Raw genomic sequence first — 12,802 nt, 5'->3', positions numbered from 1 at the left:
GCGCCCGTCTACAGCCGCCGGTTGTCCAGCACCGCCACCGCCCGCCGCACCCGCTCGCTCTCCGCCGGGTCCACGTCACCGACCAGCATCCCCGGGGCGCCGCCCAGCCGCCCTCGCACCGTGCCGTCCGGGCCGATCAGCGCGCTGTGCCCCACCCCGGTCGGCGCCTTGGTGGGCGCCTCCGGATCGGCGTCCTGGTCCGGTGCCGCCTGGCCCACCGCCGCCAGCCACACCGTCGCGTCCAGCGCCCGGGCCCGCACCAGCAGGTCCCACTGCTCCCGCTTGCCCGGCCCCGCGCCCCACGACGCGGGCAGCACCGACACCGCGGCGCCGGCGTCCGCATGCGCCCGGAACAGCTCCGGGAAGCGCAGGTCGTAGCAGGTCGCCAGGCCCACCCGGACGCCGTCGACGTCGATGGTCACCACCCGCTCGCCCGGCGCGACGGTGTCCGACTCGCGGAAGCCGAAGGCGTCATAGAGGTGGATCTTGTCGTAGGACTCCTCCACACCGGGCCCGGTGGCCAGCAGGGTGTTGGCCACCCGGCCGTCCGGCGCGGGGGTGAACATCCCCGCCACCACCGTCACCCCGGTCTCCCGGGCCACCGCCCGCACTCCTTCGGCCCACGGCCCGTCCAGCGGCTCGGCCACCGGCCCGAGCGGCGCCCCGAACCGCACCATCGCCGCCTCCGGCAGCACCGCCAGCCGCGCGCCGTCGGCGGCGGCCCGGCGCACCAGGTCCGCGACCAGCGCGAGGTTCTCCTTCGGCTCGGTCGACGAGGTCATCTGGCACAGCGCGATCCGCATCGGAGCTCTCTCCTGTCGTGTCCGGTCCCGCGGGCCGCACGGAAGATCGCGCGGCCCGCCCTGCCTGGACGGTACGCCGTACCGACCCCGTCCCACAGCTCCCCCTCCGGACGCATGCGGTGCCTAGGGGCGTGCCCGACGGGTCAGGGCCGGGGGCGCCCCTGACCCATCGGACACGCCCTAGGCCCCGGCGGCCCCCGCCGACTCCCGGCCCGCGCCGGCGATCTCCTCCGGGCGGAGCAGCGCGGCCAGCCGGTCGGCGGGCAACAGCCCTCGCTCCAGGACGAGTTCGGCCACCCCGCGCCCGCTGGCCAGGGCCTCCTTGGCGATCGCGGTCGCCGCGGTGTAGCCGATGTGCGGGTTGAGGGCGGTGACCAGGCCGATGGAGTTCTGCACGCTCGCCCGCAGCGTCTCGGTGTTGGCGGTGATGCCGGAGACACAGCGCTCGGCGAGGGTGCGGCAGGCCGCTCCCAGGTGGGTGATGCTCTCCGAGAGCGCGTGCAGGATGATCGGCTCGAAGGCGTTCAGTTGGAGCTGCCCGGCCTCCGCGGCCATGGTGATGGTGACGTCGTTGCCGATCACCTCGAAGGCGACCTGGTTGACCACCTCCGGGATCACCGGGTTGACCTTCCCCGGCATGATGCTCGAACCGGCCTGCACCGGCGGCAGGTTGATCTCCGCCAGCCCGGCCCGCGGCCCGGACGACAGCAGCCGCAGATCGTTGCAGCTCTTGGAGAGCTTGACCGCGATCCGCTTGAGGACACCGGAGAGGTGGACGAACGCCCCGCAGTCCTGGGTGGCTTCCACGAGGTTGGCCGCGGTCACCAGCGGCAGCCCGGTGATCTCCGCGAGATGGCGGCGGGCCGCCTCGGCGTAGCCCCGGGGCGCGTTGAGGCCGGTCCCGATCGCGGTGGCGCCGAGGTTGATCTCGTGGACCAGGGTCACCGCCTCGGCGAGCCGGCTCTGGTCCTCCTCCAGCATCACCGCGTACGCCGAGAACTCCTGGCCCAGCGTCATCGGTACCGCGTCCTGGAGCTGGGTGCGGCCCATCTTGAGGACGTCCCGGAACTCCTCGGCCTTGGCGGCGAACGCCCCGCGCAGCACGGTCATCGAGGCCAGCAGCTCCCGCACCGCGATCACGGTGGCGACCTTGACGGCCGTCGGATACACGTCGTTGGTGGACTGGCTGAGGTTGACGTGCTCGTTGGGGTGCAGCTGCGCGTAGTCGCCCTTGGCGTGGCCCAGCAGCTCCAACGCCCGGTTGGCGATCACCTCGTTGGCGTTCATGTTGGTCGACGTCCCGGCGCCGCCCTGGATGACGTCGACGATGAACTGGTCGTGCAGGCGCCCGTCCCGGATCTCCCGGCAGGCGGCGGCGATCGCGTCGGCCTGGTCGGCGGCGAGCAGCCCGAGGTCGGCGTTGGCGCGGGCGGCGGCCTCCTTGACGGCGGCGAGCGCGTCGATCAGATGCGGGTAGCCGGAGATCGCGGTGCCGGTGATGGGGAAGTTCTCCGAGGCGCGCAGGGTGTGCACGCCCCAGTAGGCGTCGGCGGGTATCTCGCGGTCGCCGAGCAGGTCGTGTTCGCGGCGGTGGCCGGACGTCATGACGGGAGGTTCCTTCGTGTGGAGCGACGGGGGATTCGGGGCGGGGGAGAGGCGCGTCAGGTGGCAGGCGGAGCGGTCGCCCGGATCCGGCCGACCTCCGTACCGCCGCCCAGGACGGGCGCGGTGGCGAACGGGGCGAGCACCTCGGGGTCGATGCCGCAGCGGGCGAGCGCGGCGGCCGTCACCGGCATCCGGGCGCGGTCCGCACCGTCGGCGATCTTCACGCCGACCGCCCGGCCGTCCGGCAGGGCCGCGATCTGCACGCCCTCGAAGCCGTCCTTGGCCAGCAGTCCGGGCAGCGCGCGCACCAGCCGGGCGACATCGCGGTCGCGGCCGGAGACGATCTCCGGGTGGCTGCGCATGGCCTGGGCGACCCGGCCCTCGTCGGTGTCCTGGGCGGCCGTGGCCAGCCGGGCCGCGGCCCGGGTCAGACCGAGCAGCGAGACCGCGAACAGCGGGGCGCCGCAGCCGTCGACGGTGACCCGGGCGATGCCCTGGCCGGTCAGCTCCTCCACGGTGGCGGCCAGTTCCCACTGGAGGGGGTGCCCGGGATCGAGGTAGGTGTCCAGCCGCCAGCCCCGGGCGCGCGCGGTCGCCAGCATGGCGGCGTGCTTGCCCGAACAGTTCTGGGCGAGCCGGCTGGGACCCAGGCCGCGGCCCAGCCAGGCGTGCCGTTCGGCGATCCCGTAGGGGAGGTCGGGGACGTTGCCGAGGTCGTCCTCGGTCAGCCCGGCGCCGTGCAGGATGCGCCGGGCGGTCGCCAGGTGCCGCTCGTCGCCGGAGTGGCTGGCCGCGACCAGCGCCAGCGCCGCCTCGTCCAGCGCCGGCAGCCCGGCCCGCAGCAGACCGACTGCCTGCAGCGGCTTGATCGCGGAACGGGGGTAGAACGCCGCCTCGGGATCGCCGAGCCGGCACGCGACGGAGCCGTCCGCGGACAGCACCACGACCGAGCCGTGGTGCACGGCCTCGACCATGCCGCCGCGGACGACCTCGGCGACCGGCACATGGCCCGGAGTGCGCACGGCCGGCGGTGCGCCCGCGGCGACCCGGCGTGCCGTGCCCGTCCGCTCCTCGATCGGCTCGCTCATCGTCGCTCCTCGTGGCCGGCCTCGTCCGCGGCGGCGACGGGCCGCTCCGGCGACCGCACGATCGTCGACAGCGTCGTCTCGACCCGGGCCAGATGGTGTCGCATCGCCTCGGCGGCGTCCTGCTCCGACCGCTCCTCCAGGGCTTCCACGATCGCCCGGTGCTCGCGGTTCGCCTGTTCCCGGCGGCCGCCGACGTCGGTCAGGAACGCCGACTGGCGGGCCAGGGCGTCCCGGATCTCCTCGATCACCCGCCGGAAGACGGGGTTCCGGGCGGCCTCGGCGACCGCCAGATGGAACAGCGTGTCCATGGCGACCCAGGCGGTGGTGTCGGTCTCCCGCTCCATCCGCTCCAGCAGGTGCGTCAGCCGGTCGAGGTCCTCCGGCGTCCGGCGCACCGCCGCGTACCCGGCGACCGGGATCTCGACATGGCGGCGGACCTCCAGCAGGTCACTGGCCGCGTAGTCGCCGAAGGTCGGGTCCGCCACCGCGCCGGCCGAGACGACGAAGGTGCCCTTGCCGGTACGGGAGACCGTGAGCCCCATGGTCTGGAGCGCGCGCAGCGCCTCGCGGAGCACCGGCCGGCTGACCTCCAGCCGGCGGCACAGCTCGGCCTCGGAGGGGAGCTTGTCACCGACGGCGTAGTCGCCCCGCTCGATGGCCCCGCGGAGATGGCTCAGCACGGCCTCCATCGCACTCACACGACGGGGAACGGGGGCGGCGGATATGCCGCCGGGTGTCTGGCTGTCTGACAGGTTCACCCGGGGATCGTCGGACGGGGACGGGGGAGCTGTCAAGGGAGGGGCCGCGTCGAGCCCGCCGCGATCATGCGAGGCCCCCGCCCGAGCCGCCGGCCGGAAGGCCACGGCGCGGTCAACACCAATTCCCGACAAGGGAGTTGATCGAAAAAGACGGACCTCGGCGCCCCATGGGTGACACCCCCCGAAAGCTCGAACAGGGGTGGGGTTAGCATATGAGCACCGCCTAGCTCGATCGAGAGATAAGCCTGTGACTGTCAACGACGACTCGTTCACCAACTGGAAGAACCGCGAGGAGATCGCGGAGTCGATGATCCCGCTCATCGGGAAGCTGCACCGGGAGCGGGACGTCACCGTCCTGGTCCACAGCCGCTCCCTGGTGAACAAGTCGGTGGTCAGCATCCTCAAGACCCACCGGTTCGCCCGGCAGATCGCCGGCGAGGAACTGTCGGTCACCGAGACGCTGCCGTTCCTCCAGGCGCTCACCGCCCTCGACCTCGGCCCCTCCCAGATCGACATCGGCATGCTCGCCGCGACCTACCGCGCCGACGACCGCGGACTGTCGGTGGCCGACTTCACCGCCGAGGCCGTCGCCGGCGCCACCGGCGCCAACAAGATCGAGTGCCGCGAGGGCCGCGATGTCGTCCTCTACGGCTTCGGCCGCATCGGCCGCCTCGTCGCCCGCCTGCTGATAGAGAAGGCCGGCTCCGGCAACGGCCTGCGGCTGCGCGCCATCGTCGTCCGCGGCGGTGGCGGCCGGGCCGGCGAGGACCTCGTCAAGCGCGCCTCGCTGCTGCGCCGGGACTCCATCCACGGCCAGTTCCAGGGCACGATCACCGTGGACGAGGCGAACAGCACGATCATCGCCAACGGCAACGCCATCAAGGTGATCTACGCCAACGACCCCTCGGAGGTCGACTACACGGCGTACGGCATCAAGGACGCCATCCTCATCGACAACACCGGCAAGTGGCGCGACCGCGAGGGCCTCTCACAGCACCTCCGCCCCGGTGTCGACAAGGTGGTGCTGACGGCCCCGGGCAAGGGCGACGTCCCCAACATCGTCCACGGCGTCAACCACGACATGATCAAGCCGGACGAGCAGATCCTGTCCTGCGCCTCCTGCACCACCAACGCCATCGTCCCGCCGCTGAAGGCGATGGAGGACGAGTACGGCGTGCTGCGCGGCCACGTGGAGACCGTCCACTCCTTCACCAACGACCAGAACCTGCTGGACAATTACCACAAGTCCGACCGCCGTGGCCGCTCCGCGCCGCTCAACATGGTCATCACCGAGACCGGTGCCGCCTCCGCCGTCGCCAAGGCACTGCCCGACCTCAAGGCGAAGATCACCGGCAGCTCGATCCGCGTCCCGGTCCCGGACGTCTCGATCGCGATCCTCAACCTCCAGCTGGCCCGCGAGACCACCCGTGAGGAGGTCCTCGACTACCTCCGGGACGTCTCGCTGACCTCGCCGCTCAAGCGCCAGATCGACTTCACCAGCGCCCCCGACGCGGTCTCCAACGACTTCATCGGCTCGCGCCACGCCTCTATCGTCGACGCCGGCGCCACCAAGGTCGACGGCGACAACGCGATCCTCTACCTCTGGTACGACAACGAGTTCGGCTACTCGTGCCAGGTCATCCGCGTCGTCCAGTACGTCTCCGGCGTGGAGTACCCGACCTACCCGGCCCCCGTGGCCTGATCCAGGTGATCTGCCCGGGCCCGTCTCGGCGGGGCCGGGCAGATCGAGTCCCGGCAGCAGTCCCATTCGGACAGTTTGTTGAAGTGTGCTGAAAAGTGCCTGGTCAGGCAGGTGTCGGGACGTGAGGATGCCACGGTGAATGGTGATCACCGTCGTGCCACGAACCGTCGCCGGGCTCTCCGGGCCGGTGTGGCCGCCCTCAGCATGTTTCCCTTGCTCTCCGCGCTGCCCGCAGCCGCGCAGTCGCCCAACTCCCCGGCGCCGGAGCCGCGTTCGGCCCGTCCGGCGCTGACCGGTGCCGAAGCGCGCACCGCCGCGTACCTGGAGGCCATCCGTCAGGACCCGGCCCGGCTGCGCGACTTCTTCCGGCGGCTGCCCAAGGGCGGCGATCTGCACAACCACCTCTCCGGCGCGGTCCCGACCGAGTATCTGGTCACCCTCGCCGCCGAGGACGGACTGTGCATCGACGAGAAGACGATGACTGCGGTCGCGGCGCCGTGCGGGCCGGGCAAGCGGCCGGCCGCGGACGCCCGCACCGACCGGGCGTTCCACGACGCGCTGGTGCGTGCCTGGTCCATGGCGGACTTCCCGGCCGGCCAGTCCGGCCACGACCACTTCTTCGACGCGTTCGGCAAGTTCGGCGAGGTGACCTGGCGGCACCGCGGCAAGCTGCTCGCGAAGGTCGCCGACGGGATCGTCGAGCAGAACCAGTTCTATCTGGAGACGCTGGTCACCCCCGCCTCCGAGCAGGCCAAGAAGGTCGCCGACGAGATCGGCTGGAACGGCGACTTCGGCCGTATGCACCAGGCACTGGTCGCCGACGGCAAACTCGACCGCCTGGTCGCCACCGCCCGCAAGGAAGCCGACGACGCGGACGCCGAGTTCCGCCAGGTCTCCCACTGCGGCACGGCCCGCCCCGCCCCGGGGTGCGGTCTGATGGTGCGGTGGAACTCCCAGGTGTCCCGGGGCAGCACCCCGGAGCGGGTCTTCACACAGATGGAACTCGCCATGCGCCTGGCCGAGCGCGACCCGCGGTTCAGCGCGGTGAACCTCGTCCAGCCGGAGGACGGCGAGAGCGCCCTGCGCGACTACTCCCTCCAGATGCGGATGCTCGGCTATCTGCACCGGGTCTATCCGCGGGCCCACATCACCCTGCACGCCGGTGAGTTGTGGCCGGGCCTGGTGAAGCCCGAGGACCTGAAGTTCCACATCAAGGAGGCGGTCGACGTCGCCGGGGCCGAGCGAATAGGCCACGGCGTGGACCTCGTCCACGAGGACGACTGGCGGCGGCTGGCACGGACCATGGCCGCCCGCCAGGTGGCCGTCGAGGTGCCGTTCAGCAGCAACGCCCAGATCCTCGGCGTGAAGGGCGCCGCCCACCCCTTCACGACCTACCGGGCGTACGGGGTGCCGATCGTGCTGGCCACCGACGACCCCGGCATCTCCCGGGTCGACATCGGCCACGAGTACCAGTACGCGTCCACGACGTACCACCTCGGCTACGGCGAGCTGAAGGACCTGGCCCGGGCCTCCCTGCAGTACTCGTTCCTCCCCGGCCGCAGCCTGTGGCAGGGCAACCCGACCCGGTACGGCTACCACCCGGTCGCCGACTGCCGCGGTCAGCTCCCCGGCAGCGGATCGCCGGCCGCCGCCTGCCGGCGCCTGCTCGCGGCCAGCCCCAAGGCGGCCGTCGAGTGGAAGCAGGAGGCCGCCTTCGCCGCCTTCGAGCGGGACTCCGGCCACGGCCGCTGACCGTCGACCGGTCCGGACCGCCGGACCCAGAAAGGTCCCTTTCCCATCGGGGAGAGGGACCTTTCCCGTTCACTCCGTGCCGGCTCCCGCGCCCTCACCGGGGGCAGCCGCGTCCGATGCCTCCGTGCGGAAGTCCAGCATGTAGAAGACCTTGTCCCAGCGGCGTTCGCCGATGGCGACGAAGCCGGGGAGGCGGCCGTACTCCCGGAAGCCCAGGGACCGGTACAGCCGCAGGGCGTGCGCGTTGTCGGCGCGGGCGTCGAGGGTGAGGACCTCGATACCGGCCGCGCGGGCGTCGGCGATCAGCGCGGCGGTCAACGCCCGTCCGGTGCCCCGGCGGTGGGCGGTGCCGGCCACCGCGAGCTTCTCCAGGTCGGCGTGCGGGCGGTTGGTCGGACGGGCGTAACGCAGCCAGTAGCCCAGACCGATCAGGGTGCGCCCGGCGTACGCGGCCCGCAGTGCCCCGTCGCCGGCCGCGGCGGCGGCCAGCACCCGCTCGACCAGCCCGGCGATCTCCTCCCGGCCCGGCGGATCGACCCAGCCGAGCGGCGCGCCCCGGCCGACCAGGTCGGCGAGGATCCGGTGCGCCGACTCGGCGAACTCCGAGGCCAGTCCGGGGTCGGCCAGCACTCCGTGGGCGTCCAGAAGGACGGTCTCCTGGCCGCTTTCGAGCTCATTGATCATGAGGGGTCGCATGGGCGGCAGCCTAGAGCGCGACCGGCGCGGGGAACAGGGCCGGCGGGTTGGGCCGAGTCGAATCGACCCGGTCGTGGTGACGCCCATTGGCTGTCGGGCCGGACGGTCATTCCGCAGGGAGCCTTCGGACCGCGTCCGTCAGGGAACTGACGACCCGTTGGACATCCTCGGGGGTGGTTCGCCAATTGCTGAAGGCGGCGCGGAGGGCCGGACGGCCGGCGTGGACGGTGGGCGTCAGGAAGACCTCGGTGGCGAGGGCGTCGGCCAGGGCGGCGAGGCGTTCGGCGGTGGGGGAGTGGGCGAGGGTGAAGCAGACGACGTTCAGGCGTACGGGGGCGAGCAGTTCCAGGCCGTCGAGGTCGGCGACCGCCTCGCCCAGGGCGCGGGCGCACTCGACGCAGCGGTCCACGATGTCGCGGTGGCCCTCGCGCCCGTAGGCGCGCAGGGTGAACCACGCGGGCAGGGCGCGCAGCCGGCGGGAGTTCTCCGGGGTGAGATGGACCAGGTCGGGGGCGTCGCCCAGCGGGCCGAGGTAGGCGGCGGCGTTCTGGAACACCCGCGCCTGGAGGTCGCGGCGGCGGGTGAACTGGACGGCACTGTCGTAGGGGACGTTCAGCCACTTGTGCAGATCGACGCAGAGCGAGTCGGCGAGGTCGAGGCCGTCGGCCAGGTGCGCGTGGTGCGGGGAGAGCGCGGCGAAGGCGCCGAACGCCGCGTCGATGTGCAACCAGCAGTCGTAGCGGTCGCGGAGCGCGGCGAGGGCGCGGAGATCGTCGAAGTCGACGGTGTTGACGGTGCCGGCGTTGGCCACGATGACGCAGGGACCGTCGGTCTCCTGGAGGGCGCGTTCCAGGGCCGCCGGGTCCACCGCCTCGCGGCCGGGGAGGGTGGGGACGGTGACCAGCGCGGTCCGGCCGAGGCCGAGCATCGACAGGCCCTTGGCCACGCTGGAGTGCGGGGTGCCGGAGAGCACGCGCACCGGGCCGAGGGCGGCCACTCCGTCCTCGGCCGGTGAGACGCCGCGCCGCTCGCCCAGCCATTCGCGGGCGATCGCCAGTCCGACCGTGTTGGACAGGGTGGCTCCGCTGACCAGCGCGCCTTCGTGGGCGTCGGACAGCCCGAAGAGCGTGCGCAGCCAGCCGACCGTCTCCCGCTCCAGGTGCTGCCCGGTGGCGTCCAGGGACGACATGGAGTTCTGGTCCGCGACGGTGGTCAGCCAGTCACCGGCAAGGGCCGCCGGGGTCACGCCGCCGGTGACGAAACCGAGGTAGCGCGGGCCGGCGCTGGCCGACAGGCCGGGCTGCCAGCGTGCGGCGAAGTCCCGCAGCGCGTCCTGGAGGCCGGTGCCGTGCTCGGGCAGCGGCCGTGGCTCCGGCGCCGGCCGAGCCGGGACGACGGGCGCCTCCCCGAGGCGGTCGAGGAAGGCCGTGGCGCGCTGCCCGGTGGCCTCCAACAGGTCGGGCAGCGCGGCGAGATCGGCGGCGAGCTGGGGGTGCACGGTGCGCTCCGTTCGTCGGTTCGGTGGTGCCTGGTCCGGGACCTTGATCGAGACGACGCTAACGGGGGGCGGGCCCCCGCTTCCTGGTCCAATCCGGGGAAAGTGGACCGGAATCGGGGGCCGGGCACCTACGCTCGCGCTGCGCCCGCCGCCGGGCCCGGGGCACCAACGGCATCCGGCACCGCAGACAGCCCGGACGCTGCTGGTGCCTCCGCCTCCGCGGTGCGCCGCTCGTCCAGGAAGCGGGTGATCAGGGCCGCGAATCCGGCCGGGTCCTCGGCCGGGGCCCCGTGGCCGGCGTCGATCTCCGCGTAACGGGTGTGCGGGATGCCGGCCAGCAGCGCCTGTTGCTGGTCGGCGCCCATGATCCGGTCGTGGGCGCTGGCCAGCACCAGCGTCGGTGCCGTGACCCGGCCGAGCACCGGCCGCAGGTCCACCGAGAGGTCCACCTCGGTCTGCCGGACGATGCCGGGCGCCAGTGTGGTGGCCAGCGTCCGCACCAGTTCCTCGTTCGCCGCGGTGTCGGTGCGCTCCCAGTACCGGGGGCCGAACGCCATCAGCGGCAGCATCCGGGCGAAGTTCGCGGTGCCGTGCTCGGTGTCGGAGCGCAACAGGTCGAGCCAGTAGGTGAATTCGGCCCGCAGGCGGGTGTCGGTGTGGGCCCATCCGGCGTGCAGGACCAGCGAGCGGACCCGCTCGGGGCGGTGGGCGGCGAGGTGGGTGGCGATCGCGGCGCCGAGGGAGTGGCCGACGAGGTGGAAGCGGTCCAGCCCGGCGTGGTCGGCGGCGGCCAGCACCTCGTCGGCGAGGTCGGCGAGGGTGAGCGGGCCGCCGTGGTCGGTGGTGCCGCCGGAGCCGGAGTAGTCGGGTGCGACGACCGTGAAGCGGTCGGCGACCGCTTCGGTCAGCGGCAGCCACTGCTCGCGGGTGGCGCCGGTGCCGTGCACCAGCACCAGTCCCGGGCCGGTCCCGGTGCGGTCGTACTCGACGTGGGCCGTACCACCGCTGAGCGATGCCTGGGCGACGGGCATGGAGGTCTCCTTCGAGGGGCAGGGCGGTGGCTTGTTCAGACGGTGGCGTGGGCGGTGGCCATGCGGGTGAGCGCGGCGCGCAGGGCGGCGTTGAATTCGGCGGGGCGTTCCTGGTGCGGCATGTGGCCGGCGCCGGTGATGACGCTGACCTCGGCGCCGGGCGTGCGTGCGGCGCTGTCCCGGGCGACGTCCAGGGGGATCGGGACGTCCAACTCGCCATGGATGTAGTGGATCGGCACCCGCAGTCCAGGCAGCGCCAGGCGCGGGTCGTAGTCGCAGGCGGCGGTCTGGTGCTCATCGATGTACGGGCCGGAGTCCAGGATCTGGCGGACCGTCCAGTCGATCAGCGCGGGCGCGGTGCCCGGTGCGTACCACCCCGGCACCCAGCCCGCGACGGTACCGGCCCGGTCGCGGCGCAGCCCGTCCGTCAGTTCCGCCTGTTCCGCCCGCATCCCTGACGGCCAGTACCCGGGCCCGTCCACCGAGACCACCCCGCCGATCAACTCCGGCCGCCGCACACCCAGTTCGGTGGCGAAGGTCGCGCCGACCGAGGAGCCGACGACCACCGGCCGGTCCAGTCGCAGCGCGCCGATCAGCGCCACCAGGTCGTTGACGACCCCGGCGGTGGTGTTGCCCCGGACGGGACGGGCCGAGCGTCCGCAACCCCGCCAGTCCAGCGTGACCACCCGGTGGTCCTGGGTGAAGTCGGGCAGCTGCGCGCCCCAGGTGCGGCCGCTGGTGCCCCAGCCGTGCAGGAACAGCAGGGCGGGGCCGGTCCCCTCGTCCTCGTAGTAGAGGGTGGTGTCGTTGACGTCCAGGTGGGGCATGGCGGTCTCCTCCGGCCTTCGGGGCCCTGCGGGCCCGCGGTGCGTGATGACCTCAGCCAACCGCGATCGCGCCCGCCGACCAATGGGCGATCCACGCCTACACTGATCGCGAACGGTGATCAGTGTGCGATCACGACGAACGGGGGGCCATGGAGATCCGGCAGCTGCGCTACTTCCTCACGGTGGCCGAGGAACTGCACTTCGGCCGCGCCGCCGAGCGGCTGCACATCGTGCAGTCGGCGGTCAGCCAGCAGCTCCGCCGGCTCGAACGCGAACTGGGCGCGGAGCTCTTCGCCCGCTCCACCCGCGTCGTCCGCCTCACCGAGGCCGGTGACCGGCTCCTGCCGTACGCCAGGGAGATGCTCGCCCTCCAGGCGCGCGCCCGGGAGGCCATCGACGAACTGCGCGCCGAGCAGGCCGCGACGGTGCGCCTGGGCACCAGCTCCGGACTGGGCGAGCGGCTGGACGCCCTGCTCGCCGCGTTCGCCCGGCTCACCGACCAGGCCCAGCTGGAGCTCCTCACCGGCACCACCGAGGAACGCCTGGCGAAGGTGCGTGCCGGCGACCTGGACGCGACCCTGCTGCGCGGCGAACGCACCGACGCGGGGCTCACGTTCCTGCCGCTGTGGCAGGACGCACTGATGGCGGCGCTGCCCGCGCGCCACGAACTCGCCGCGCAGGAGGTGGTGGAAATGTCCGGGCTCGCCGGGCTCCCGCTGCGCCTCTCCCCGCACTCCCGCAACCCCGCCCTCCACGACCTGATCGTGCACTGCTGCCGGGAGGCCGGCTACGACCCCGTCTGGGGGCCGGAGTTCACCAACGCCCAGGACACCCTCGCCGCCATCGGTTACGGCCGGCCGTCATGGACCGTCTTCTACGCCCCGCACGCCGACCAACTCCCCGTACCCGGTGTGGTGTTCCGTCCGCTGGCCAACCCCACGCCCCTCATGCGGACCTACCTCGCGGTACGCCCCGGCCCGCCCCGGCCCGGCCTGCGCGCCCTCATCGAGGCGTGCCACGAGGCGGGCACCGACTGAGCGGA

11 protein-coding genes are annotated in these 12,802 nt (G+C 73.0%); 3 read left to right on the top strand and 8 right to left on the bottom strand.

Translation table 11 applies throughout. From position 1 onward, the window contains the following. Positions 1-8: 8 nt before the first annotated feature. The 4 genes from K2224_RS20845 to K2224_RS20830 form a co-directional block, all read right to left on the bottom strand. The gene (locus tag K2224_RS20845) at positions 9-803 is read right to left on the bottom strand and encodes a carbon-nitrogen hydrolase family protein (RefSeq protein WP_221908033.1); all 795 of its coding nucleotides are present in this window, start codon (positions 801-803) and stop codon (positions 9-11) included. Positions 804-983: 180 nt separating this feature from the next. Next, a complete protein-coding gene (gene aspA, locus K2224_RS20840) occupies positions 984-2,408 on the bottom strand; it encodes an aspartate ammonia-lyase (RefSeq protein WP_221908032.1) in 1,425 nt (474 codons plus the stop codon). A 56-nt stretch (positions 2,409-2,464) separates the two neighbouring features. Then, positions 2,465-3,496: an asparaginase gene (locus K2224_RS20835; RefSeq protein ID WP_221908031.1), complete on the bottom strand. Its 1,032-nt coding sequence runs from the start codon at positions 3,494-3,496 to the stop codon at positions 2,465-2,467. Continuing rightward, complete coding sequence (locus K2224_RS20830; RefSeq protein ID WP_221908030.1) at positions 3,493-4,254, bottom strand: FadR/GntR family transcriptional regulator; 762 nt, start codon at positions 4,252-4,254, stop codon at positions 3,493-3,495. The genes K2224_RS20835 and K2224_RS20830 overlap by 4 nt, the downstream gene beginning before the upstream one ends. 247 nt (positions 4,255-4,501) lie before the next feature. On the opposite strand from K2224_RS20830, the gene K2224_RS20825 reads away from it, so the two are divergent. Together K2224_RS20825 and K2224_RS20820 are read left to right on the top strand one after the other, a co-directional pair. Continuing rightward, entirely contained in the window at positions 4,502-5,956 is a 1,455-nt protein-coding gene (locus K2224_RS20825; RefSeq protein ID WP_221908029.1) for a glyceraldehyde-3-phosphate dehydrogenase, read from the top strand. 204 nt (positions 5,957-6,160) lie between these two features. After that, positions 6,161-7,708: an adenosine deaminase gene (locus tag K2224_RS20820; RefSeq protein WP_260692850.1), complete on the top strand. Its 1,548-nt coding sequence runs from the start codon at positions 6,161-6,163 to the stop codon at positions 7,706-7,708. Positions 7,709-7,777: 69 nt separating this feature from the next. On the opposite strand, the gene K2224_RS20815 is transcribed toward K2224_RS20820, so the two are convergent. From K2224_RS20815 to K2224_RS20800, 4 genes are all read right to left on the bottom strand, one after another. After that, the gene (locus tag K2224_RS20815) at positions 7,778-8,404 is read right to left on the bottom strand and encodes an N-acetyltransferase (RefSeq protein ID WP_260692849.1); all 627 of its coding nucleotides are present in this window, start codon (positions 8,402-8,404) and stop codon (positions 7,778-7,780) included. A gap of 106 nt (positions 8,405-8,510) precedes the next feature. Further along, entirely contained in the window at positions 8,511-9,902 is a 1,392-nt protein-coding gene (locus K2224_RS20810; RefSeq protein ID WP_221908027.1) for a pyridoxal-dependent decarboxylase, read from the bottom strand. A gap of 128 nt (positions 9,903-10,030) precedes the next feature. Then, the gene (locus K2224_RS20805; protein WP_221908026.1) at positions 10,031-10,933 is read right to left on the bottom strand and encodes an alpha/beta fold hydrolase; all 903 of its coding nucleotides are present in this window, start codon (positions 10,931-10,933) and stop codon (positions 10,031-10,033) included. A gap of 35 nt (positions 10,934-10,968) precedes the next feature. Further along, positions 10,969-11,760 (bottom strand): alpha/beta fold hydrolase, encoded by a 792-nt coding sequence (locus tag K2224_RS20800; RefSeq protein WP_221908025.1) that lies wholly within the window; start codon positions 11,758-11,760, stop codon positions 10,969-10,971. Positions 11,761-11,909: 149 nt separating this feature from the next. Between K2224_RS20800 and K2224_RS20795 the strand changes: the two genes are divergently transcribed. Continuing rightward, positions 11,910-12,797, top strand: coding sequence for a LysR family transcriptional regulator (locus tag K2224_RS20795; protein WP_221908024.1), 888 nt, complete (start codon positions 11,910-11,912; stop codon positions 12,795-12,797). Positions 12,798-12,802 lie beyond the last annotated feature (5 nt).

Origin of the sequence: Streptomyces sp. BHT-5-2 (assembly GCF_019774615.1) — a bacterium.
Taxonomy (GTDB): Bacteria; Actinomycetota; Actinomycetes; order Streptomycetales; family Streptomycetaceae; genus Streptomyces.
Note: the sequence above shows the minus strand (reverse complement) of the source record. Positions and strands in the feature narration are given on the sequence as shown.